This is a genomic window from Acidovorax sp. FG60 (genome assembly GCF_057808995.1).
In genome coordinates, this window is the sequence record NZ_JBMDJC010000001.1 from 189,056 (window position 1) to 210,932 (window position 21,877).

The following is a 21,877-nucleotide window of genomic DNA, read 5'->3' on the forward strand; positions in this document are numbered from 1 at the left end:
CAGGGGGTAAAATACCGAAGGTGGTCGCAGCGAAGTCACACCCACGAAACGCTACCAAGGCTGTGCCGCCTGCTTAACACGGAACATAGACCCGTGCCGAGCAACCAACGATTGCAGGACCGCAACAAGAACCACGGCCTCGCCAAGTCGGGCGGCAGAGCACCTGACCCAATGATCAGACGCGCTTGAAAACCAGCGTCCCGTTGGTGCCACCAAAACCGAAGTTATTCTTGACTGCAACGTCGATCTTCATGTCACGCGCCGTGTTGGCGCAGTAGTCCAGATCGCACTCTGGGTCCTGATTCGCCAAATTGATGGTGGGTGGTACCTTTTGCTCATGCAAGGCCAGCACTGTAAAAATGCTTTCAATACCGCCCGCACCACCCAGCAAATGACCCGTCATGGATTTGGTGGAGCTCACCACAGCCTTGTAAGCATGGTCGCCCAAGGCCGCCTTGATGGCATTCGTCTCATTAATATCACCCAGCGGCGTGGAAGTGCCATGGGCGTTGAGGTAGTCAACTTGATCGGCATTCATGCCAGCATTGCGCAGGGCGTTGAGCATGGCACGGCGCGGACCGTCCATACTGGGGGCCGTCATGTGGCCTGCATCGGCGCTCATGCCAAAACCACCCAGTTCCGCATAGATCTTGGCACCACGGGCTTTGGCATGCTCGTATTCCTCCAGCACCATGACCCCGGCGCCCTCACCCAAAACAAAACCATCTCGGTCCTTGTCCCAGGGGCGGGAAGCGGTCTTGGGGTCATCGTTGCGGGTAGACAGGGCGCGCATGGCCGCAAAACCACCAATGCCCAGCGGCGACACCGTGGATTCAGTGCCACCCGCCACCACCACATCCGCATCACCGTATTCGATCATGCGACCAGCCTCGCCAATGCAATGCAGGCCGGTTGTGCAGGCCGTCACGACCGCGAGGTTCGGCCCCTTGAAGCCGAAGCGCATGGACACATGGCCCGCCACCATATTGATGATGGACGCTGGCACAAAGAACGGCGTGATGCGCCGCGGACCGCGACTGACCAGTTCCGCGTGGGTATTCTCGATCAGTGGCAAGCCACCAATCCCCGAACCGATCACGCAGGCTATGCGTGTTGCAAACTCTTCACTGAGCGCTTCACCCGTGGGCAGACCGGCATCTTCAACCGCCTGTGCAGCAGCTGCAATGCCGAAATGGATGAAGCTGTCCATCGCGCGCGCATCCTTGGCGCTGATGTACGACTCCAGGTCAAGACCTTTGACCTCCCCTGCAATCTTGCAGGCAAAGTTCGACGTGTCGAACTTGGTGATGAGGTCAATACCGGATTTTCCGGCAAGGAGATTGGCCCAGGATTCGGCCACCGTGTTGCCCACGGGGCTGACGCATCCCAGGCCGGTCACGACAACGCGACGACGGCTCATGCGTAAAAACCTTCTGTTGATCGCTTGAGTCAGGCGCAGTGCGCCGCTCAGGCCTTCTGGTGGGTGTTGGCGTAGTCGATGGCGTTTTGCACCGTCGTGATCTTCTCGGCGTCTTCGTCAGGGATCTCGATGCCGAATTCGTCTTCCAGTGCCATCACCAGTTCCACCGTGTCGAGCGAGTCGGCACCGAGGTCTGCCACGAAGGCCTTTTCATTGGTGACTTGGGACTCTTCCACACCGAGTTGTTCGGCAATGATTTTTTTGACGCGTGCTTCGATATCGCTCATGGTTTCCCTCTGGGGGTTGTGAATGAATCCGCGATTCTAGCCGCTTAAGGAGAAGCCCCTCAGCAGCCCGCCGTCCGGATGAACCGGCGTTAACTTGTCTCAATTACATGTACATGCCGCCATTGACATGCAACTCCTGCCCGGTCACGTACCCTGCTTCGCGCGAAGCAAGGTAGGCCACGGCATGTGCGATGTCTTGCGGCTTGCCCATATGCCCCAAAGGGATCTGGGCGTTGAGGGCTTTTTGCTGTTCTTCGGGCAGCACCGACGTCATATCCGTCTCGATAAATCCCGGCGCTACGCAATTGACCGTGATGCTGCGGCTGCCCAGTTCGCGGGCCAGTGCACGGGTCATTCCCGCCACTCCAGCCTTGGCTGCCGCGTAGTTGGCCTGACCGGGATTGCCCGATGCCCCCACCACACTGGTGATGCTGATAATGCGCCCGAATCGCTGTTTCATCATCGGGCGAATTGCCGCGCGGCTCACGCGGAAAACCGCCTTGAGATTGGTGTCCAGCACCGCATCCCAGTCATCGTCCTTCATGCGCATGGCCAGGGTGTCGCGGGTGATGCCCGCATTGTTGACCAGCACATGCAGACCACCCTGCTGCTTGACGATGGAATCCATCAACGCCTCGATGGCAGCTCCGTCATTCACGTTCAGATTGGCACCACGGCAGCCGGGGTAGGTCGCCAGGGCCTGGCTGATGCGCTCGGCGCCATCGTCCGTCGTGGCCGTGCCCACCACCTGGTAGCCACGTACCGCCAGCTCGAGCGCAATGGCCGCACCAATGCCGCGCGATGCGCCTGTGACCAACGCCACTTGCGCGGCCGATGAGGATTGCGTCATGCCAACAACTCCCGGGTTTCGGCCAGCGTGGCCATATCAAACAGTGCCGCACCCACCAGCTCAGGATCGATGCGCTTGGTCAGACCCGCCAGCACTTTGCCAGGGCCACTTTCAATAATATGGGTGACCCCCCGGGCCTTGAGGGCCTGCACACACTCCACCCAGCGCACGGGGCCAAAGGCCTGGCGGTAGAGCGCGTCTCGGATCGCCTCAGCGTCCTGCTGCACCGCGACATCCACATTGTTCAGAACCGGAATCTGGGGCGCAGCAAGCGCCACATCCGCCAGCGCCAAGCGCAGCTTCTCAGCGGCAGGCCTCATCAGGCTGGAGTGAAAAGGGGCAGACACCGGCAATGGCAGTGCGCGCTTGGCACCTGCCGCCTTGAGCATTTCGCAGGCCTTTTCGACGCCGGCCTTGGTGCCCGCAATGACCGTCTGGACGGGGTCGTTGAAATTGACAGCCTCAACCACTTCTGCCGTTCCCACACCGAACGAGGCCACTGCCTCGGCACATCCTGCGATGACCTTGGAAGCCTCCATCCCCAAGATGGCAGCCATGGCGCCAGTGCCGACCGGCACGGCCTCCTGCATGGCAGCTGCACGCAGGCGCACCAGCGGCGCCGCCTGGGCCAGCGTCAACACACCTGCGGCAACCAGCGCCGAATACTCGCCCAGAGAATGCCCCGCAACAGCGACCGGGGCAGCACCACCTTCTGCACGCCAGACACGCCATGCAGCCACCCCAGCCACCAGCATCACCGGCTGCGTGTTGGTGGTCAGGGCCAGCGCCTCCTTGGGACCTTCCTTGATCAACAGGCCGATGTTTTCACCCAGGGCATCCGAGGCTTCCTGCACGGTCTGGGCCACCACCGGGTGATCACCCCATCCGTCGAGCATGCCCACCGATTGCGAGCCTTGTCCCGGAAAGACAAATGCAAAAGACTTCATGAAAAATCCAGAAATATGATTGAAATTGATGCCTAGCGCTTATCCAGCAAGCGCCACAAGCTATAACTTCAGGAGCACCGCGCCCCAGGTAAAGCCGCCGCCCACACCTTCGAGCAGCAGGGTCTCACCCTTTTTGACCTGGCCCGTACGCACCGCATGGTCCAGCGCCAGGGGGATAGAGGCTGCCGAGGTGTTGCCATGCTGGTCCACCGTGACCACCACCTTGTCCATGGACAGCTTGAGCTTGCGGGCCGTGCCCTGCATGATGCGGATATTGGCCTGGTGTGGAATCAGCCAGTCAATATCGGCCTCGGTCAGCCCCGCCTTGGCCAGCACCGCATGCGCGGCCTTCTCCAGCACGCCCACCGCCAGCTTGAAGACAGCTTGCCCGTCCATCTTGAGGACAGGGTCACCCAGGACCTTGCCACCCGACACGTTGCCGGGCACACACAGGATGCCGACATGCTTGCCGTCGGCATGCAGGTCGCTGGACAGGATGCCCGGCGTTTCCGACGCCTCCAGCACCACGGCACCCGCACCATCACCAAACAACACGCAGGTCGTGCGGTCATTGAAATCCAGAATACGGCTGAAAACTTCTGCCCCAATGACCAGCGCGCGGTTGGCAGCACCCGTCTGGATCATGGCATCCGCCACGGACAGGGCATAGACAAAACCGCTGCACACCGCCTGCACATCAAACGCAGGGCAACCATTGGCTCCCAGCTTGTTCTGCAATATGCAGGCAGCCGAGGGAAACACCATATCCGGGGTGGACGTGGCCACAATGATCAGATCAATGTCGGTCGGCAGAAGGCCCGCCGCCTGCAAGGCATTGCGCGCAGCCTCCAGGCCCAGATCGCTGCAGGCAACATCAGGCGCTGCAAAGTGGCGCGCGCGGATGCCGGTGCGCTCCACGATCCACTCATCTGAGGTTTCGATGCCGCGCTGGGCCAGTTCAGCCACCAGATCAGCGTTGGTCAGCCGGCGCGGGGGCAGGTAGCTGCCGGTGCCGGTAATGCGGGAGTAGCGTCTCATCAATGTGTCATCGTCGCCGCAACGCCAGGCTGGGGCTGGGCATCCGCAGGCACCAGAAGCGGCGCTGCGTGCGCAATCCGGGTCCGGACGCGGTCGAGCAGGTTGTTGCGGGCTGCATCATACGCCCGGTTCAAAGCCTGCTCGAACGCCATTGTGTCAGCCGACCCATGGCTCTTGAACACCAGCCCGCGCAGCCCCAGGAGCGCCGCGCCGTTGTAACGGCGGTAGTCCATGCGCTTCATGAGCGCTTTTAAGATCGGATACGCGGTGATCGCAGCGATTTTAGTGAAGATGTTGCGGGAGAACTCCGTTTTCAGGGCGCCAATGATCATTGATGCTACCCCTTCACTGGCCTTGAGGGCCACATTGCCCACAAATCCGTCACATACCACGATGTCAACGGTGCCCTTGAAAATGTCATTGCCTTCAACATTTCCATAAAAATTCAAATCACCGGAATTGGCTGCAGATCGCAGCAATTCACCGGCTTTTTTGATTACTTCACTACCTTTGATCGCCTCTTCACCGATATTGAGCAAACCGACGGTGGGCTCCCCGCCATCCCGAAGGACCGATACCAAGGCAGAGCCCATCACGGCAAACTGCAGCAAATGCTCGGCGGAACAATCCACATTCGCCCCAAGGTCCAGCACCGTGGTGGCACCACCTGCGGCGTTGGGCAATTGCGTCGCAATGGCGGGGCGGTCGATGCCGTCCAGCGTCTTGAGGAGATACCGGGCAATAGCCATCAGCGCGCCGGTATTGCCTGCCGAAACGGCCGCAGAGGCCGCGCCATCCTTGACCTGCTGAATCGCCACGCGCATGGAAGAATCTTTCTTCTTGCGCAGAGCCACCTCGACAGGATCATCCATGGCCACCACTTCGGTAGCAGGAATGATCGTGGCACGGTCGTGCGAAAACGATTGCAGACTATCCACCAGGCCGACGAGCAGCAGGCGGGCATCAGGGTGTGTATCGAGAAACTGGCGGCACGCCGCGAGCGTGACGCGGGGGCCATGGTCGCCCCCCATGCAGTCAACAGCCAGTGTGATCATGGGCGACTTGTCCGGCCGGCCAGGAGGGCCGGAAAAATAAATACGACGGTCAAAACAAAGGCCCGCGCTACGGTTTCAGTAGCAACGGGCCTTTGGATGGGGCGAAGATCAGGCTTCAGACTTGTTCTTCAGCACCTGACGGCCACGGTAGAAACCGTTGGGGCTGATGTGGTGACGCAGGTGCGTTTCACCGGTGGTGGGTTCCACGGCAATGCCTGGCACATTCAGGGCATTGTGCGAGCGGTGCATGCCGCGCTTGGAGGGGGACTTTTTGTTTTGCTGAACGGCCATGATGGCTCCTGATCTGGAATAGGTTGGTAAAAACGCGATCAGCCCAAAAGACACGATGGGGTTCGCGTGAAGCCCACGATTATAACCCAAATGATTTTTGGGTCATCCAATCAGCCCTTGTTGTCTTTGCGCAGTGCGGCCAACGCCGCAAAAGGATTGGGCTTTTCGTCGTTGGCTTCCTCAAAATCGTCGTCCGAAGAAGCCAGTGGTACTGCGGTAGGGCACTCGTCGTGTTTGGGCACCACGGGCAAGGCCATCAGCAACTCATCCTCAATCAGCTCGTGAAGGTCAAACTCGCGGCTCATGGCCAGCAGGTCTTCTTCGCTTTCGTCGTCCAGAGCCTCTGCGGTGGCCTCGTCGGCCACGAAGCGAAACTCACGATCCACCTCCAGCGGCACATCCACCGGCGTCATGCAACGCTGGCATTCCATGGGGAAGCTCGCAGTAACCTTGATATGCAGCCAGACTTGGCCCATGCCGCCCAGCGCCGTGCGCACTTCGCCCACAGCCTCCCAGTCCACCATCAGGTCCGGGTGCAGGCCCTTGGCCTCCTGGGCCAGGCGTTCGTACTTCAGCAGTGAATCGTGGCCCGCCAGCCGACCGCCCGCCTGTGCAAAGGCTTTCACGTCGAGGCGCTGGGGGGAGAATTCCTTGGTCATGGCGGCAGTGTAAGAGAATCGGCGCATGCATCAATCCCCCCCCCTGAAACGCCCTCTGGTATTGGGCTCCACATCGCGGTATCGGCGTGAATTGCTAGAGCGGTTGAACCTGCCTTTTGACGTCACGGCCCCGGAGGTGGATGAGACCCCCCTGCCCGGCGAAGCCCCTCGCTCACTGGCCTTGCGCCTGGCGCTGGCCAAGGCACGCGCCGTGGCGCAACTCCACCCCGATGCGGTGGTAATCGGCTCCGACCAGGTTGCCGACCTCGCTGGCGAGCCCATGGGCAAGCCCGGCCACCACGAGCGTGCGGTGGCGCAACTGCGCCAAATGCGAGGCCAGACCGTGGTGTTCCAGACCGCCGTGGCCGTGGTGTGTGCCGCGACGGGTTTCGAGCAGATCGACCTGGCCCCGGTGGAGGTGAAATTCCGTGACCTGTCCGACGCGGAAATCGAGCGCTACCTGCGCGCCGAGCAACCCTACGATTGCGCCGGCAGCGCCAAGAGCGAAGGCCTGGGCATTGCGCTGCTGGATGCCATCCACAGCGACGATCCCACAGCCCTCATCGGACTGCCTTTGATCCGCACCTGCCGCATGCTGCGCGCGGCAGGCTTGGTGCTGCCATGACAAATCCCCCCACCGACCCGCGCTCTGGCGCTCGCAAGGGCACGCTTTATCTCGTGCCCGCCCCCCTCGACTTTGGCTGCGACACCCAGGTCCCGCTGCAGAATGCCTTGCCATCGGCCACCCTTCAGACGGCTGCACGGCTGACCCAATGGGTGTGCGAGAACGCCAAGAGTACACGCGCCTACCTCAAACGCATCGACGCACTGCACCCCCTGGCAGCCTCCCTGCAGCAGCAGCAGATCACCGAGCTTCCCCGCGAAGTCCACAAAAAAGGCGACCATGGCGACAAAGGATCAGCCCCGTTCGACGCACGCCCGCTGCTCGCAGCGGCACTGAATGGGCACGACATGGGGCTGATCAGCGAGGCGGGCATGCCAGCAGTGGCCGACCCCGGTTCGTCCGTGGTGCGCGCGGCACACGACCTTGATATCCCCGTTGTGCCCCTGGTGGGCCCTGTGTCGCTGCTGCTGGCGCTGGCGGCCAGCGGATTGAACGGGCAACACTTTGCGTTTGTCGGCTACCTGCCCCAGGACAGCCAAGAGCGCATCCAGCGTATCAAGGAGCTGGAAAGCCTGGCCCTCAAGACAGGACAGACCCAGCTTTTCATCGAAACTCCCTACCGCAACGCCGCCCTCTGGCAGGCCCTGGTGCAAACGCTGCAGCCCCACACCCGCCTGGCGCTGGCCAGCGGGCTGACGCTGCCCGACGCACGCATCCGCAGCCAGCTCGTGCGGCAATGGCGCCAGCAACCCACGCCCCCCGACAACCGCACCCCTGTCGTGTTTGCGATGGGCCGCTAAGCATGAACCGTCTATTCACTATATTTTTTATAGCTGTTAGCGCTTATGGTTCAAGCGCTGAGGCCATTATTCGTTGTGAATTGAATGGCAAACCCATCAATATTTCCAACGGTGCCGAAACCGCCGGCCAGTCCGGGCTGGTGCGCTGCCGCGAAGAAGACACCGGCCACCTCCAGCGCGAGCAGGAACTGCGCGACGGAAAGTTCGTGGGCCTGGAGCGCATGTTCGACCGCGAAGGCCGCCTGCAGCGCGAACGCACGGTCAACGAACGCGGCAACAGCCACGGCCGGGTGGCCGAGTTCTGGCCCAACGGCCAGGTGCGGCGCGAAGAAACCGCCGACAATGGCCGCACCCAGGGGGCTGTGAGGCGCTTTGACGCCACCGGCCGCGTGGAGCGCGTGTCGTTCCACGGCGGCGGGCAGGAGCTGTTCTATGTGGAAACCAACAGCAAGGGCCAGCCCACACGCCTGTTCTGCCCGCGCACCAGCGTGCTGCCCGAAGACCGCAAACTCTGCGGCTTTGACGGTGCCACTGACACCCAGCTCCATGCAGAGAACGGCGCCAAAACCGCGCAGCTGCACTACGACCAGGGCCGCCTGCTGAACGCGACCGAATGGACCCGCGACGGCATCGTCGCCGCCCAGCAACTCGTGGTGGACGGTCGGCGTGTGCACCGCAGCTTCACCACAGAGGGCGGCAAAAGTGTGCTGCGCGAGGAACGCGTGTTCGCGCCGGACGAGCGCACACTGCGCGATACGCGGGGCTCGCTGTTCAGCGCCAAGCGCTACGGCGCATCCGGCCAGCTGATCGAGCAGCGCAGTTTTGCCGATGGGCGGGAGGTGCAGGTCGAGCGCTGGTACCTCAACGGATCGGTGCGAGAGCGCAGTACCTGGACCGGCGCCGGTGAGCAGGGGCGCGTGCAGCGCGAGATGTACCGTGACGATGGCAAGCTGGCGCGGCGCGAGCAGCTCAATGCCGAGCAATGGCCCGTGGGCACGCAGCAGGCCTTTCACGACAACGGCCGGCTGGCGATTGAAGAACAGTATTCAGCCCCCGATGCCCGGGGACGCACGCGCCTTACGGCCCGCAAGCAGTGGGACGAGACGGGCAAGCTGGTGGCCGACGACACCATCCTGGAAGACGGCTCGCGCCAGCGCAAGGCGGGCGGGCTGGACAGCTAAAAACCACCCTCCTGCCAGCCCTCGGAGGCCGGCACGGCCGACTGCGTCACACCACGTACCGCCACGCAGGCCCAGACGCAAAAAGCCCCGTGTGGAATCTCCACCCGGGGCTTTTTTTGTGCATGGCCCAAAGGCCGCGTCGGACGGTGTCAGCGCAGCTGAGGTCCAGCCACGGCCAGTGACTTCACGGCGCCCACACCAATCGCCGCGCCAAAGCGCTTGACAAGCCGTTCCGCCACGTTGTCGCGGCGGGTGTAGTCGATGATGTCTTCGGCCTTCACCACCTCGCGGGCCACATAGTCCAGGTTGCCCAGCTTGTCGGCCAGGCCCATTTCCACGGCCTGCTGGCCGGTCCAGAACAGGCCACTGAAGGTGTCGGGCGTGGTCTTGAGGCGGTCACCACGCCCGGCTTTCACCACGGCAATGAACTGCTGGTGGATCTGGTCGAGCATGGTCTGCGCGTAGGCGCGCTGCTTTTCGGTCTGCGGGCTGAAGGGGTCGAGGAAGCCCTTGTTCTCACCCGCGGTGAGCAGGCGGCGCTCCACGCCCAGTTTTTCCATGGTGCCGGTGAAGCCGAATCCATCCATCAGCACACCAATGCTGCCCACGATGCTGGCCTTGTCCACGTAGATGTCGTCCGCTGCAGCGGCAATGTAGTACGCCGCCGACGCGCAGGTTTCTTCCACCACGGCGTAGATCGGCTTGTTGTGCTTGGCCTTCAAACGAACAATTTCGTCATTGATGATTCCGGCCTGCACCGGGCTGCCGCCGGGCGAGTTGATGAGCAGCACCAGGGCCTGCGAGCCTTCGTCCTCCAGCGCGCTGCGCATGGCGGCCACCACGAACTCGGCACTGGCCTCGGCGCCGCTGGCGATCTCGCCTTTGATGTCCACCACCGCCGTATGGGGCGTGCTCTTGCTGGCACTGGGCGATGCCTGGCGCAGGGCCGCAAAGGCAACTGCGGCAATCAGCACCAGCCATGCCAGGCGGAAGAATATCTTCCAGCGGCGGGCGCTGCGCTGTTCTTGGAGGGCGGAGAAGGCCAGCTTTTCCAGCGTGGCGCGCTCCCAGCCGGGTTCACGCGATGAGTCGCTCACAGATGCTCCTGAATTTGTAGCTGCTTGCGCCCACAGGTCGGGCGCGGGATTACTTTTTGGGTCAAAACCCGAAGAGCCGGGCTGCTGGGGGTCTGTCATGTCGTACGTCCTGGGCACTGCAACACTGATGCCCGCGCATCGCGCTGGCTGGCACCAGGCGACAGCACATAAGGGTAATTCATCTGAATTTTCTAGAACTCTACGGGTTGCAGGTTGTAGGCAGTATGCCAGTGCACCACACCATCGCTTTCGGACAAAGCAATTTTCACCAGCCCGCCGCGGCACGGGCCGCCCGCGCACTGGCCGGTGCTCGGCAGGTAGGCGGCCCCGTGGGTGGCACACAGCAGCCAGTGGCCCGTGTCGTCAAAAAAGCGGTCCGGCTGGTAGTCCATCTCCATGGCCACATGGGTGCAGCGGTTCAGGTAGGCATGCGGCAGGCCCTGGTAGCGGATCGCAAAGGCCCGGCAGGTCTGACCTGCGTACTGCACATCAAACGGAACCGCCAAGCCCCCATCGACGAGGTCGGCACTGTTGCACAGCGCAATGGGCTGATCGGGTGGTGTGGTCATGGGCTCGTCACGCTCCGATATCCGGCGTCACGCGTTGTGCAGCAGCCAATCGTGCAGCTCGCGCACCGAATGCACGACCGCCAGCGGCTGGAGCGCGTGAAAGGCGTCGGGCTCATGGGCGCCATAGCTCACCCCCACGCTCGCACAGCGTGCGTTGACCGCCATCTGCAGGTCGTGGGTGGTGTCGCCAATCATCAGCAGGCGCTCCGGCGCCACGTCAAATTCGGCCATCAGCTCCTGTAGCATCAGCGGGTGCGGCTTGCCAGCGGTCTGGTCGGCGGTGCGCGAGCCGTCGAACACGCCGCGCAAGTCCACCGAGTGCAGCGCATCATCCAGCCCGCGACGGCTTTTGCCCGTGGCCACGGCCAGCAGGTGGCCGCGTTCACGCAGGTCGTTCAGCAGGGGCAGTACGCCGTCGAACAGGCTCAGGTCGTCCTGGTGCTGGATGTAGTGGAAGCGGTAGCGGTTGCCCAGCTCGGTGTACTTTTCGGTTGGCACATCCGGCGCCGCATGGGCCAGGGCCTGCATCAAGCCCATGCCAATCACATAGGCCGCCTCTTTGTCGGTGGGCACGGTGCCACCCACGTCACGCACCGCCGCCTGGATGCAGCGCACGATGATGGCGGTGGAGTCGAACAGGGTTCCATCCCAGTCAAAGGCGATGAGGTCGAAGCGGCGCGGACGGAAGTTTTTGGCAGACATGGAGGGGGTTCTTCGCGCAGGATCGTCAGGCAGGGGACACAAAATCAGCCAGCTCGGGGGGCAGCTCGGCAATCAGCTGCACACGCTCGCCCGAAGCGGGGTGATTGAACTGTAACCGCCATGCGTGCAGGAACATGCGCTTCATCGAGAGCTTCTGAAGGCGCTTGTTGAGGTCAAAGTCGCCGTATTTGTCGTCCCCGACGATGGCGTGGCCCTGGCTGGCCAGGTGCACACGAATCTGGTGGGTGCGACCGGTCTTGATGGTCACCTCCAGCAACGACATGGCGGGCAGGCCCTGCGCAGCGCGCGCGGGCACGGTGCTGCGCACCTTGACCAGTGTGATGGACCGCATGCCATCCGGGTCGTCGGCCGTGGTCACACGCACGCGGCGCTCGCCGTCAGCCTGCAGGTATTTGTGCAGGGGCAGGTCGATGACTTTTTTGTTGGCAGGCCAGGTGCCCGTGACCAGTGCCAGATAGGTCTTTCCCGTTTCTCGCTCGCGGAACTGGTCCTGCAGGTGGGTAAGCGCAGACCGCTTCTTGGCCACCAGCAGGATGCCCGAGGTGTCGCGGTCCAGCCGGTGCACCAGTTCCAGGAACTTGGAGGCCGGCCGCGCCTGGCGCAGCTGCTCGATCACGCCAAAGCTCACCCCGCTACCGCCATGCACCGCCACGCCAGCAGGTTTGTCGATGGCGATCAGGTGCTCGTCTTCGAGCAGGATGGGGAACTCGCGCGCGGGCGCCGGGCGCTCGGCCTTTTCGGCCACCTTGTCTGAAATTCGAACAGGAGGCAGGCGCACCACGTCCCCTGCCTCCACGCGGGTGTCGGCACTCACGCGGCCTTTGTTGATGCGCACCTCGCCGCTGCGGATGATGCGGTAGACATGCGTTTTAGGCACACCTTTCAAGTGGCGTATCAAAAAGTTATCGAGCCGCTGGCCTGCGGAGTCAGCATCCACTTCCACCAGGCGGGCTGCGGGAAGCCCCCCAGGGGCGGCGGGCGGTTTGGCCCCTATAATGTGTTTCACCTGCGCGTTGTTATGTAAGTGGTTGATTTGTCTGGAGTTTAGTCCACACAGCCCTTGCCCCTCGTGCAGGCAGGTCGATGCCAGCGGGCGTCGTGCGCGCAGATTGCAGGCCAGATGCCTGTGGTGGCCAGCACGCCGTGCGGCGGGCTGACAGATTGAAACACTGATACGGAATCCCCCAAGCTGGCAGATGTTCCCTACCCGGGCGCAGCCTGCCAGCGGATCAAAGCGAGCATGTGGTTGTTGATGGCATGGATGGTGACCCTGTGGCGGAGGCTGCGGCCTTTGGCTGCATGCTCAAAATCGCCCTCAGCGCACAGCCAGCAAGCGCAATCAGCTACTCTTTTGCTAGCAAAACTGCGTTCCTACCACTCGCCCCCATCCACGCGCCCCTGCCTCCCGATGCTGCGCTAGAGCGCGGCAGATCATTGGCATCCCCGGCAATTCCCTTCGTTTCGATGCGTCAGTCCAGGCATTCACAGCTCCTGTAGAGCTTGTTGTATTGGTTTGGAAACTGTGGGCGGCAGCCCGCGCAGCCCTCTCCGTGGGTCACGGTTGGCTGCTCCGCTGCTGTCCGCGAAACACTGAAGGAATCGCATCATGAAGCGGATGCTCATCAACGCCACGCAGCCCGAAGAACGGCGCCTGGCCATCGTCGACGGACAAAAACTCCTCGACTACGAAATCGAAATCGAAGGGCGCGAGCAGCGCAAGGGCAACATCTACAAGGCCGTCGTCACCCGCGTCGAGCCCTCGCTGGAAGCCTGTTTTGTGGACTACGGCGAAGACCGCCACGGCTTCCTGCCGTTCAAGGAAATCTCGCGCAGCTACTTCACCCCCGGTGTCTCGCCCAGCCAGGCGCGCATCAATGAAGTGATCAAGGAAGGCCAGGAGCTGCTGGTTCAGGTTGAAAAGGAAGAGCGCGGCAACAAGGGCGCGGCCCTGACCACCTTCGTCTCGCTGGCTGGCCGCTACGTGGTGCTGATGCCCAACAACCCCCGGGGCGGTGGCGTATCGCGCCGCATCGAGGGTGAAGACCGCGCCGAGCTCAAGGAGGCGATGGACCAGCTCGAATACCCGAACGGCATGTCCATCATCGCGCGCACCGCCGGCATTGGCCGCACCGCGCCCGAGCTGCAGTGGGACCTGAACTACCTGCTCAAGCTCTGGAATGCCATCGACGGCGCCGCCAAGGGTGGCAAGGGCGCCTTCCTGATCTACCAGGAATCGAGCCTGGTGATCCGCGCGATCCGCGACTACTTCAACAACGACATCGGTGACATCCTCATCGATACCGACGACATCTACGAACAGGCACAGCAGTTCATGGCGCACGTCATGCCCGAGCATGCCGCCCGCGTGAAGCGCTACCGCGACGACGCCGCCCTGTTCAGCCGCTTCCAGATCGAGCACCAGATCGAATCGGCCTACGCCCGCACCGTGCAGCTGCCCTCGGGTGGCGCCATCGTGATCGACCACACCGAAGCGCTGGTGTCCGTGGACGTGAACTCGGCCCGCGCCATCAAGGGCGGCGACATCGAGGAAACCGCCACCCGCACCAACCTGGAAGCTGCCGACGAAGTGGCCCGCCAGATGCGCCTGCGCGACCTGGGCGGCCTGATCGTGATCGACTTCATCGACATGGAAGAGTCGAAGAACCGCCGCGAAGTGGAAAACCGCCTGCGCGACGCCTTGCGCCAGGACCGTGCCCGCGTGCAGTTCGGCACCATCAGCAAGTTCGGCCTCATGGAAATGAGCCGCCAGCGCCTCAAGCCCGCATTGAGCGAAGGCTCGTCCATCCCCTGCCCCCGCTGCGGCGGCTCGGGCCACATCCGCGACACCGAATCGTCGGCCCTGCAGATCCTGCGCATCATTCAGGAAGAGTCGATGAAGGACAACACGGCCGCCGTGCACTGCCAGGTGCCGGTGGAAGTGGCCTCGTTCCTGCTGAACGAGAAGCGCACCGAGATCGCCAAGATCGAACTCAAGCAGCGCGTGGCCGTGCTGATGGTGCCCAACAAGACGCTGGAAACCCCCAACTACCGCCTGGAACGCCTCAAGCACGACGACCCGCGCCTGGACCACATCGAAGCCAGCTACAAGCTTGCCGAAGAAGTGGAAGACCCCACCGCCGTGACGCGCCGCTCGCAAGAGCCCACCAACAAGCAGACGCCGGTGATCAAGGGCGTGTTGCCCGACGCACCCGCCCCGGTGGCCGAGCCCCGTGCCGAAGGCGCCGCCCGCCCACCACGCGCCGGCCAGCGCCCCGCCGCTGCGACCGCGCCAGCACCCGCCCCCGTGGCAACCCCGGCCCCGGCTGCGGCCGCCCCCCAAGAGCAAGGCTTCTTTGGGTGGATCAAGAGCCTGTTCGGCGTTGGCACCACACCGGCAGCCCCTGCCCCCGTGGCCGCGCCCGCACCGGCAGCAGCCCCGGAGACCACCGCCCGTGGCGAACCCCGCCGCGATGGCCGCAACGGTGAAGGCCGTGGTCGCCGTGGTGGCCGCGATGGCAACCGGGACGGCCAGCGCGAAGGCGCACCCCGTGACGGCAACCGCGAAGGCAACGGCGAAGGCCGGGGCCGCCGTGGCGAACGCTCGGCCGAAGGCCGCGCACCCCGCGACGCCGAGCGCCGCCCCGAAGGCGAGGCCCGCGAAGGCCAAGGCCGCGACGGTGGCCGCAATGGACGCGAAGGGCGTGAAGGAGGTGGCCGTGGCCGCCGCGACAACACCGAGCCGCGCAACCAGAACGCAGGCTTGAACGGTGATAACAACACCGCCGTGACCGCACAGGTGGAAGGCCCCAACGCTGGCAACCCCGGCAACAGCACAGAAGGCCAAACCACCCAGCAGCCCCGTGGCGAACGCGGCCCACGCCGTGAACGTGGTGATCGCGGCAACCGTGGCGAACGTGGCGAGCGCACACCCCGCGCGGTGGAAGCCCAGGAAACGGCCGCTGCCGCAGTGCCTGGCGACTTTGCCGACACAGCGCCACTGGCTGCCTTGCCCGATCTGGACCTGTCCGGCAACGACGCTCAGCCCAACGGCAATGGTGCCGCTGCAGAAGAACAGCGCCGCGAGCGCCGTTCGCGCGACCGCTACGGCCGTGACCGCCGCGAGCGTGGCGAACGCGGTCCGCGTGACAACAACGGCAATGCCGAAGCCGCCGCACCGGCGATGCTGGATTTCGACCCCACGCAGGCCGAGCCAGCACCCGCGCAGGACGAAGCGCCACGCCGCAGCTACTTCGCGGCCCCTGCCGCGGAGCCAGCGGCAGCGGCACCCGCGCCAGCGCCTGTGGCAGCACCCGTGCCCGCCCCGGCCCACGCACCGGCGGCCCCCGTTGCTGCACCTGTCGCCGCGCCGGTAGCAGCCCCGGTGGCGGCCGCGCCAGCACCTGTGGCGGCACCAGCGCCTGTTGCAGCACCTGCACCCGCTGCGGCACCCGTCGCACCGGTGGTACCCGCTGCGAACGGTCTGCCCCGCGTCCAGGCGTTCGCACTGCCCATCGACGAGCTGCAGCAAGTGGCTGCCGCATCGGGCCTGCAGTGGGTCAACTCCGACATGGACAAGATCGCTGCCGTGCAAGCTGCGATTGCCGCCGAGCCCAAGCCCATCCGCGTGCCACGTGAGCGCCCACCTGCAGTAGTGCTGGACGAAGGCCCGCTGGTGCTGGTGGAAACCCGCCGCGACCTGTCTGCCATGAAGCTGCCGTTTGAGCAGACTCCCTCGGCCTGATGCGCTGAAAACAGCTGCGGCCCCGCCGGGTGCCGCAGCTATGCAAAAAGAAGGCGGCCCAGGCCGCCTTCTTTTTTTTGCGGGAGCCTGCCAATGCCCGCAAGCGCCCGAATACAGTCCTTCAACAGGTACCATTTCGAGCCACCGCCTCCCCAGAATCGCAGCAGCCCACCCGGCCACCTGCTTCACCTTCCGAGATCCACGGACCTTCTGCCTCCATGCTGTTCCTGCTGTCTCCCGCCAAATCGCTCGACTACGACACGCCCCTGCCCGAAGGCCTGCCACACACCACGCCCCAGTTTGTGGCGCAATCCACCGCGCTCATTGAGGTGCTGCGCGAGCAATCTCCGCAGCAAATCGCTTCGCTGATGGACCTGAGTGACAAGCTCGCCGCGCTGAACGTGGCGCGCTACCAGGCCTGGCGCCCCCGTTTCACGGCCGCCAACTCGCGCCAGGCGCTGCTGGCCTTCAACGGCGATGTGTACGAGGGACTGGACGCCCGCACGCTCGCCCCGCAGGACCTGGACTGGGCACAAAGCCATGTGGCCATCTTGAGCGGCCTCTATGGCGTGCTGCGGCCGCTGGACCGCATGCAGCCCTACCGCCTGGAAATGGGCACGCGCCTGGCCACCAGCGCAGGCAGCAACCTGTACCAGTTCTGGGGCAGCCAGATTGCCGAGCACCTCAACACCCGCCTGCGCGCCGACACGACCCCCGTGGTGGTCAACCTGGCGTCGCAGGAATACTTCAAGTCCGTCGACCGCAAGGCGCTCAAGGCCCGTGTCATCGAATGTGTGTTCGAAGACTGGAAAGGCGGCGCTTACAAGATCATCAGCTTCCATGCCAAACGTGCGCGGGGCCTGATGGCGCGCTATGCGATCACGCACCGCGTGGCCACGCCGCACAAGCTCGAGGGGTTTGATCTGGACGGCTATGCCTTTGCCCCGGCATCATCCGAGCCCGAGCGCTTGGTCTTCCGGCGCAAGACCCCTCCCACCGCCTGAAACTGCTAACCCCATTCACGTTGAAGGACCGCCATGGCATCGCGTTCTGAGCAGCACCCCGACAGCAGCACCACAACCACCCACCAGCGCGCCAGCACCGCGCGGCAGGCCATCACGCCCGAGCTGCGCCGCTGGATCATCGAACAGGCCCAGGCCGGCTACGCCGCGCCTGTGGTGCTGCAGTCCATGCGCGATGCGGGCTGGGATGAAGACGTGGCCGCCGACGCCTTGGAGGTCACGCTGCAAGACCACCTGAACGAACTGGCCGTACAACAAGGCCAGCCCGCCGCCGTGCCTGTGCCCGAGCCCCAGCTGGATGCATCGCCCGCCCAGGTGGACTGTGGCGATCGCACCGTGAATGTGCTGCTGGCCATGGCCCAGCCGCGCATCGTGGTGTTTGGCAACCTGCTCTCGCCCGAAGAATGCGACGCCCTCATCGCGGACGCTGCGCCGCGCATGGCGCGCTCGCTCACCGTGGCCACCAAGACGGGCGGCGAGGAAATCAATGACGACCGCACCAGCGACGGCATGTTCTTCCAGCGCGGCCAGAGCCCGCTGATCCAGCGCATCGAAGAACGTATTGCGCGCCTGCTGAACTGGCCCATCGAGAACGGCGAGGGCCTGCAGGTGCTGCACTACCGCCCAGGCGCCGAATACAAGCCGCACTACGACTACTTCGACCCCGCCGAGCCCGGCACACCCACCATCGTCCAGCGCGGCGGGCAGCGCGTGGGCACACTGGTGATGTACCTGAACACCCCCGAAAAAGGTGGCGGCACCACTTTCCCCGACGTGCACCTGGAGGTCGCGCCGCAGCGCGGCAATGCGGTGTTCTTCAGCTATGAGCGCCCGCACCCGTCCACCCGCACGCTGCACGGCGGTGCGCCGGTGATCGCGGGCGAGAAGTGGATCGCCACCAAGTGGCTGCGCGAACGGGAATTCAAGTAAAAACAGGCTCTAGCGCTTATCCATAAAGCGCTATTAGCCATAAATTTAATAGCATTTATGAACACCCCGGAACAATCCCAACTCGGCAAGTCCTCCGCCTACGTGGACCAGTACGACGCTTCGCTGCTGTTCCCCATCCCCCGCTCCGGCAAGCGCGCCGAAATCGGGATCACCGGCGCCGCGCCGTTCTTCGGGGCCGACCTGTGGACGGCCTTCGAGCTGTCGTGGCTGAACCTGCGCGGCAAGCCGCAGGTGGCGCTGGCGCACATCACCGTGCCCTGCGAGACGCCCAACATCGTGGAGAGCAAATCGTTCAAGCTGTACCTCAACAGCTTCAACAACACCCGTTTTGCCGATGCGGCCGAAGTGCAGGCGCGCATCCGCACCGACATCAGTGAAGCCGCGTGGCGCGGCGCGGAACACCCGGCCACCGTGGGCGTGAGGCTCATCGCGCCGGATCTGTTCGACCAGGAACCCGTGCATGAACTGGACGGCCTGAGCCTGGACCGCCTGGATGTGGAATGCACGCAGTACCAGCCAGCCCCCGAATTGCTGACGGCCACGTTCAACGAAGCACCCGTGACCGAAACACTGACCAGCAACCTGCTCAAAAGCAACTGCCTGGTGACCGGCCAGCCCGACTGGGGCAGTGTGCAGATCAGCTACAGCGGCCCGCAGATCAACCAGGAAGGGCTGCTGCAGTACCTGGTGAGCTTTCGCAACCACAACGAGTTCCACGAGCAGTGCGTGGAGCGCATCTTCATGGATGTGTGGACGCGCTGCAAACCCATCAAACTGACTGTGTACGCGCGCTACACGCGCCGGGGCGGGCTGGACATCAACCCGCTGCGCACCAGCCACCCGCAAGGTCTGCCGCGCAACGTGCGCACGGCACGGCAGTAGGCCCAGCCGCCGTCAGTCGCGTCCATCAGCTCCGCGCATCGATCCAGTCGCACCGCAGGGTGTGGCGCAGGTGGGCACGCGTTCGCCAGGTGACATAGAGGCTGGGCCCGAAGATACCCATCAGGCACAGCGGCGCGGTCCACGGCTCGCCAAAAGCGATGATGGGAAACCAGCCCACCCAGCCCAGCATCCAGACCGTCAACACCAGGTCCCACAGGTGGTATTCGAGCGGGTGGTCTGCCTTGTGCGCGACATGCCACTGCTTGATGCGTTGCAGCTCGTTGAGGGTCATGGTGATCTCCCGGAAAACGGGAAAATCACTGTAAGTTACGAGTAAGCATTCGTCAAGGTCTGCGTGGCTGGCGGTCGCTCGCCACAGCACCCGTTACCCGTTACCCCAGCCGGAACACATCCACCGAGCGGCCCAGCGACACCGCACTTTCCTTGAGCCCCTGCGCCGCCGCCGCAGACTCCTCGACCAGCGCCGCGTTCTGCTGCGTCACGGTGTCCAGCTGCGTCACCGCCTCGTTGACCTGGGCGATGCCTTGCGACTGCTCTTTGGTGGCACTGCTGATCTGCTGCACCAGCGTGCTCACGCGCTCCACTGCATCGACCACGCCCTCAATGGTGGTGCCTGCATGGCCCATCTGCTGGGCACCGCTGGCGATCTGGTTCACCGTCACGCCGATCAGACCGCTGATCTCCTTGGCGGAGCTGGCGCTGCGCTGGGCCAGCGCCCGCACCTCACCCGCCACCACCGCAAAACCCCGCCCCTGCTCGCCGGCACGGGCCGCCTCGACGGCGGCGTTCAGGGCCAGCAGATTGGTCTGGAAGGCGATGCCCTCGATCACGCCCACGATTTCGCTGATCTTGGTGGACGACAACTTCATCTGCTGCATGGCGGCGCCCACCTCTTGCACCGCTTGGCCGCCGCGCTTGGCGATGTCGCTGCTCTGCGCGCTCTCGCGCGAGACCTTGGCGGCAGTCTCGGAGGTCTCCAGCACCGTGCTGGCCAGTTGCTCCATGGCCGCAGCAGTCTCTTCCAGACTGCTGGCCTGCGATTCGGTGCGGGCCGACAGGTCCAGGCCGCCGCGCGAGATCTCGTCGGCTGAGTCAATGAAGTTGCGCACCTCGGTGCGCACATCGCCCACCACTGCGCGCAGATTGACCTGGGTCTGCAGCAGGCGCTGCATCAGCGCGCCCAGAGGTTGGGGATAGTCAGTGCCCACCGACGTGGCCAGGTTGCAGGCCGAGATGTCGGACGCGAAGCGGGTGGCATCGTGCACGCCCTGCAACACGGTGGCCTGAAAGCGCCACAGCGTCCACCCCACCCCCAGCAACAGCAACACCAAGCGGGCTACCCAGGCGATGGTGCCTTGCAGACCCATCACATCGGGCAACAAGGCCAGCAGCACCGTTACCAGCAGCAGGATCGCCATGCGGGGCAGCAACGCCATCTGCGCCAGGTGCTGCTGCCAGCCACGCACTCCCCGGTAGCGCACGTTGCCCGAGTCCAGGTAGAAGCTGCTCGCGCCCGATGCCGCCTCGCTGCGCATCTGGGCATACAGGGCTTCGGCAGCAGAAATTTCTGCCGAGCTGGGCTTGGTGCGCACCGACATGTAGGCACGTGGCTTGCCGCCCTCCATGATGGGGGTGACATTGGCGCGCACCCAATAGTGGTCGCCGTTCTTGCGGCGGTTCTTGACCAGGCCCGTCCAGGGCTCCCCCCGGCCAATGGTGCGCCACATGTCTTTGTAGGCCTCGGCGGGCATGTCGGGGTGGCGGATGAGGTTGTGCGGCTGGCCAATGAGTTCGTCGTAGCTGTAGCCGCTCACGCGAACGAACGCTGGATTGCAGTGGGTAATCTCGCCCTTGGTGTTGGTGCTGGACACCAGCAGTTCATCGCCGGAATAGTCGAAGTTCTGCTGGGTCACCGGCAGGTTGATGCGCATGTTGGCTCCTGATGGGCCTGCAGCAGAGGCAGGCAGCGCGGCACGCTATTCGTTACCGCTTGATACCGATCAAGTCTAACGGGCCAACAGCGCCTTACACACTAAAAATCAGGCGCCTGAAAACGATACAAAGCGGATAACAAAACCCAGCGCAGCGGTTCTGGCGAGGCGCTGCGTCGCAGGCTGTACGGGTAGTACGACCAGACGCAGCAACAACGCAGGAAGGGTTTTTTCGCCGCTCTTACTGCGCCGGCTTGTAGGCCGCAATGGCCTTGGCCAGATCGGTGGTCTCCTCGCACTGCGCGCAGATGGCCTGCAGCTTGGCGAGCTGGGCTTCGGCCTGCGCCTTCTGGCCAACCTTGAGGTAGCCCATGCCCGAGTATTCCAGCGCTCCCTTGTGGTGGGGGTCCAGCGCCAGCGCCTTGTTGTAGGCCGCAAACGCCTCGTCGTATTTGCCGAGCCAACGGTTGGAGTAGCCCAGCAGGTTGTAGGCATCGGCGTTCTGCGGATTCTGGGCCACCACCTTGCTGAAGCTGCTGGCCGCCAGCGCCCAGTTCTTGGCTTCGATGGCTTTTTTGCCCACGGCAAAATCATCGATGCGTGCGTTCTCCACTGGCGTGGTGGGCATATCGGCCGCGTGGGCCATGGGCAGTGCCAACACGGGCACCAGCACCAGCGCCAGGCTCAGCAGGGGCGCAGACATCAAGGGGCGAACAGGGAATGAAGGCATGGGAAGCTCCTGAAAACGTGAAGTTGGAATGGTCGGAGGCCGCGCTGGCCCCATGCC

At 63.9% G+C, this 21,877-nt stretch carries 22 protein-coding genes; 7 read left to right on the forward strand and 15 right to left on the reverse strand.

Translation table 11 applies throughout. The annotated features are described in order from the left end of the window. Positions 1 to 175: 175 nt before the first annotated feature. The 8 genes from fabF to ACODS0_RS00925 form a co-directional block, all read right to left on the reverse strand. A complete protein-coding gene (fabF, locus tag ACODS0_RS00890) occupies positions 176 to 1,420 on the reverse strand; it encodes a beta-ketoacyl-ACP synthase II (RefSeq protein WP_055399467.1) in 1,245 nt (414 codons plus the stop codon). A gap of 47 nt (positions 1,421 to 1,467) precedes the next feature. Then, positions 1,468 to 1,707: an acyl carrier protein gene (gene acpP / locus ACODS0_RS00895; RefSeq protein ID WP_003058049.1), complete on the reverse strand. Its 240-nt coding sequence runs from the start codon at positions 1,705 to 1,707 to the stop codon at positions 1,468 to 1,470. 103 nt (positions 1,708 to 1,810) lie between these two features. After that, a complete protein-coding gene (gene fabG, locus ACODS0_RS00900; protein ID WP_121505749.1) occupies positions 1,811 to 2,557 on the reverse strand; it encodes a 3-oxoacyl-ACP reductase FabG in 747 nt (248 codons plus the stop codon). Beyond that, positions 2,554 to 3,504, reverse strand: coding sequence for an ACP S-malonyltransferase (gene fabD / locus ACODS0_RS00905; RefSeq protein ID WP_306554166.1), 951 nt, complete (start codon positions 3,502 to 3,504; stop codon positions 2,554 to 2,556). The genes fabG and fabD overlap by 4 nt, the downstream gene beginning before the upstream one ends. Before the next feature lie 60 nt (positions 3,505 to 3,564). Next, positions 3,565 to 4,542: a beta-ketoacyl-ACP synthase III gene (locus tag ACODS0_RS00910; protein ID WP_121420773.1), complete on the reverse strand. Its 978-nt coding sequence runs from the start codon at positions 4,540 to 4,542 to the stop codon at positions 3,565 to 3,567. Then, the gene (gene plsX / locus ACODS0_RS00915; RefSeq protein ID WP_055399475.1) at positions 4,542 to 5,597 is read right to left on the reverse strand and encodes a phosphate acyltransferase PlsX; all 1,056 of its coding nucleotides are present in this window, start codon (positions 5,595 to 5,597) and stop codon (positions 4,542 to 4,544) included. Before plsX ends, ACODS0_RS00910 begins: the two co-directional genes overlap by 1 nt. A 108-nt stretch (positions 5,598 to 5,705) precedes the next feature. After that, positions 5,706 to 5,888 carry a 50S ribosomal protein L32 gene (rpmF, locus tag ACODS0_RS00920; protein ID WP_005794249.1) on the reverse strand — a complete coding sequence of 61 codons (183 nt, stop codon included), beginning with the start codon at positions 5,886 to 5,888 and terminating at the stop codon, positions 5,706 to 5,708. A gap of 110 nt (positions 5,889 to 5,998) precedes the next feature. Continuing rightward, on the reverse strand, positions 5,999 to 6,547 hold the full coding sequence (locus ACODS0_RS00925) for a YceD family protein (protein ID WP_121420774.1): 549 nt from the start codon (positions 6,545 to 6,547) through the stop codon (positions 5,999 to 6,001). Positions 6,548 to 6,572: 25 nt separating this feature from the next. Here ACODS0_RS00925 and ACODS0_RS00930 point away from each other — a divergent pair, with 25 nt between their 5' ends. From ACODS0_RS00930 to ACODS0_RS00940, 3 genes are all read left to right on the forward strand, one after another. Continuing rightward, the gene (locus ACODS0_RS00930; RefSeq protein ID WP_488832085.1) at positions 6,573 to 7,172 is read left to right on the forward strand and encodes a Maf family nucleotide pyrophosphatase; all 600 of its coding nucleotides are present in this window, start codon (positions 6,573 to 6,575) and stop codon (positions 7,170 to 7,172) included. Beyond that, positions 7,169 to 7,972 carry an SAM-dependent methyltransferase gene (locus ACODS0_RS00935; RefSeq protein ID WP_488832087.1) on the forward strand — a complete coding sequence of 268 codons (804 nt, stop codon included), beginning with the start codon at positions 7,169 to 7,171 and terminating at the stop codon, positions 7,970 to 7,972. Before ACODS0_RS00930 ends, ACODS0_RS00935 begins: the two co-directional genes overlap by 4 nt. Before the next feature lie 80 nt (positions 7,973 to 8,052). Then, entirely contained in the window at positions 8,053 to 9,153 is a 1,101-nt protein-coding gene (locus ACODS0_RS00940; RefSeq protein WP_488832088.1) for a toxin-antitoxin system YwqK family antitoxin, read from the forward strand. A 149-nt stretch (positions 9,154 to 9,302) separates the two neighbouring features. On the opposite strand, the gene ACODS0_RS00945 is transcribed toward ACODS0_RS00940, so the two are convergent. The 4 genes from ACODS0_RS00945 to ACODS0_RS00960 form a co-directional block, all read right to left on the reverse strand. Next, positions 9,303 to 10,349 carry a S49 family peptidase gene (locus tag ACODS0_RS00945; RefSeq protein ID WP_176886645.1) on the reverse strand — a complete coding sequence of 349 codons (1,047 nt, stop codon included), beginning with the start codon at positions 10,347 to 10,349 and terminating at the stop codon, positions 9,303 to 9,305. 92 nt (positions 10,350 to 10,441) lie between these two features. Continuing rightward, the gene (locus tag ACODS0_RS00950) at positions 10,442 to 10,819 is read right to left on the reverse strand and encodes a Rieske (2Fe-2S) protein (protein ID WP_055395307.1); all 378 of its coding nucleotides are present in this window, start codon (positions 10,817 to 10,819) and stop codon (positions 10,442 to 10,444) included. Between the two features lie 27 nt (positions 10,820 to 10,846). Then, the gene (locus ACODS0_RS00955) at positions 10,847 to 11,521 is read right to left on the reverse strand and encodes an HAD family hydrolase (RefSeq protein ID WP_121505742.1); all 675 of its coding nucleotides are present in this window, start codon (positions 11,519 to 11,521) and stop codon (positions 10,847 to 10,849) included. A gap of 25 nt (positions 11,522 to 11,546) precedes the next feature. After that, entirely contained in the window at positions 11,547 to 12,548 is a 1,002-nt protein-coding gene (locus ACODS0_RS00960) for an RluA family pseudouridine synthase (protein WP_176886646.1), read from the reverse strand. Between the two features lie 600 nt (positions 12,549 to 13,148). Between ACODS0_RS00960 and ACODS0_RS00965 the strand changes: the two genes are divergently transcribed. From ACODS0_RS00965 to queF, 4 genes are all read left to right on the forward strand, one after another. Further along, entirely contained in the window at positions 13,149 to 16,283 is a 3,135-nt protein-coding gene (locus ACODS0_RS00965; protein ID WP_488832092.1) for an Rne/Rng family ribonuclease, read from the forward strand. A 218-nt stretch (positions 16,284 to 16,501) separates the two neighbouring features. Further along, on the forward strand, positions 16,502 to 17,287 hold the full coding sequence (yaaA, locus tag ACODS0_RS00970; protein WP_306553748.1) for a peroxide stress protein YaaA: 786 nt from the start codon (positions 16,502 to 16,504) through the stop codon (positions 17,285 to 17,287). A gap of 33 nt (positions 17,288 to 17,320) precedes the next feature. After that, positions 17,321 to 18,235: a 2OG-Fe(II) oxygenase gene (locus ACODS0_RS00975; RefSeq protein ID WP_176886649.1), complete on the forward strand. Its 915-nt coding sequence runs from the start codon at positions 17,321 to 17,323 to the stop codon at positions 18,233 to 18,235. Positions 18,236 to 18,292: 57 nt separating this feature from the next. After that, positions 18,293 to 19,138, forward strand: a complete 846-nt coding sequence (gene queF, locus ACODS0_RS00980; RefSeq protein ID WP_218300540.1) for an NADPH-dependent 7-cyano-7-deazaguanine reductase QueF — start codon at positions 18,293 to 18,295, stop codon at positions 19,136 to 19,138. A gap of 25 nt (positions 19,139 to 19,163) precedes the next feature. Here the strand turns inward: queF and ACODS0_RS00985 are convergent, their stop codons facing one another. The 3 genes from ACODS0_RS00985 to ACODS0_RS00995 all read right to left on the reverse strand — a co-directional run bounded on the left by ACODS0_RS00985 (position 19,164) and on the right by ACODS0_RS00995 (position 21,820). Continuing rightward, positions 19,164 to 19,430 carry a hypothetical protein gene (locus ACODS0_RS00985; protein ID WP_121505738.1) on the reverse strand — a complete coding sequence of 89 codons (267 nt, stop codon included), beginning with the start codon at positions 19,428 to 19,430 and terminating at the stop codon, positions 19,164 to 19,166. A gap of 100 nt (positions 19,431 to 19,530) precedes the next feature. Next, positions 19,531 to 21,090, reverse strand: a complete 1,560-nt coding sequence (locus tag ACODS0_RS00990; protein WP_488832098.1) for a methyl-accepting chemotaxis protein — start codon at positions 21,088 to 21,090, stop codon at positions 19,531 to 19,533. Between the two features lie 241 nt (positions 21,091 to 21,331). After that, positions 21,332 to 21,820: a tetratricopeptide repeat protein gene (locus ACODS0_RS00995; protein WP_488832100.1), complete on the reverse strand. Its 489-nt coding sequence runs from the start codon at positions 21,818 to 21,820 to the stop codon at positions 21,332 to 21,334. Positions 21,821 to 21,877 lie beyond the last annotated feature (57 nt).

Coding starts and splice junctions, on each gene's coding strand:
- fabF (WP_055399467.1), bottom strand. CDS start 1,420: ATGAGCCGTCGTCGCGTTGTCGTGACCGGCCTGGGATGCGTCAGCCCC.
- acpP (WP_003058049.1), bottom strand. CDS start 1,707: ATGAGCGATATCGAAGCACGCGTCAAAAAAATCATTGCCGAACAACTC.
- fabG (WP_121505749.1), bottom strand. CDS start 2,557: ATGACGCAATCCTCATCGGCCGCGCAAGTGGCGTTGGTCACAGGCGCA.
- fabD (WP_306554166.1), bottom strand. CDS start 3,504: ATGAAGTCTTTTGCATTTGTCTTTCCGGGACAAGGCTCGCAATCGGTG.
- ACODS0_RS00910 (WP_121420773.1), bottom strand. CDS start 4,542: ATGAGACGCTACTCCCGCATTACCGGCACCGGCAGCTACCTGCCCCCG.
- plsX (WP_055399475.1), bottom strand. CDS start 5,597: ATGATCACACTGGCTGTTGACTGCATGGGGGGCGACCATGGCCCCCGC.
- rpmF (WP_005794249.1), bottom strand. CDS start 5,888: ATGGCCGTTCAGCAAAACAAAAAGTCCCCCTCCAAGCGCGGCATGCAC.
- ACODS0_RS00925 (WP_121420774.1), bottom strand. CDS start 6,547: ATGACCAAGGAATTCTCCCCCCAGCGCCTCGACGTGAAAGCCTTTGCA.
- ACODS0_RS00930 (WP_488832085.1), top strand. CDS start 6,573: ATGCATCAATCCCCCCCCCTGAAACGCCCTCTGGTATTGGGCTCCACA.
- ACODS0_RS00935 (WP_488832087.1), top strand. CDS start 7,169: ATGACAAATCCCCCCACCGACCCGCGCTCTGGCGCTCGCAAGGGCACG.
- ACODS0_RS00945 (WP_176886645.1), bottom strand. CDS start 10,349: ATGACAGACCCCCAGCAGCCCGGCTCTTCGGGTTTTGACCCAAAAAGT.
- ACODS0_RS00950 (WP_055395307.1), bottom strand. CDS start 10,819: ATGACCACACCACCCGATCAGCCCATTGCGCTGTGCAACAGTGCCGAC.
- ACODS0_RS00955 (WP_121505742.1), bottom strand. CDS start 11,521: ATGTCTGCCAAAAACTTCCGTCCGCGCCGCTTCGACCTCATCGCCTTT.
- ACODS0_RS00965 (WP_488832092.1), top strand. CDS start 13,149: ATGAAGCGGATGCTCATCAACGCCACGCAGCCCGAAGAACGGCGCCTG.
- yaaA (WP_306553748.1), top strand. CDS start 16,502: ATGCTGTTCCTGCTGTCTCCCGCCAAATCGCTCGACTACGACACGCCC.
- ACODS0_RS00975 (WP_176886649.1), top strand. CDS start 17,321: ATGGCATCGCGTTCTGAGCAGCACCCCGACAGCAGCACCACAACCACC.
- queF (WP_218300540.1), top strand. CDS start 18,293: ATGAACACCCCGGAACAATCCCAACTCGGCAAGTCCTCCGCCTACGTG.
- ACODS0_RS00985 (WP_121505738.1), bottom strand. CDS start 19,430: ATGACCCTCAACGAGCTGCAACGCATCAAGCAGTGGCATGTCGCGCAC.
- ACODS0_RS00990 (WP_488832098.1), bottom strand. CDS start 21,090: ATGCGCATCAACCTGCCGGTGACCCAGCAGAACTTCGACTATTCCGGC.
- ACODS0_RS00995 (WP_488832100.1), bottom strand. CDS start 21,820: ATGCCTTCATTCCCTGTTCGCCCCTTGATGTCTGCGCCCCTGCTGAGC.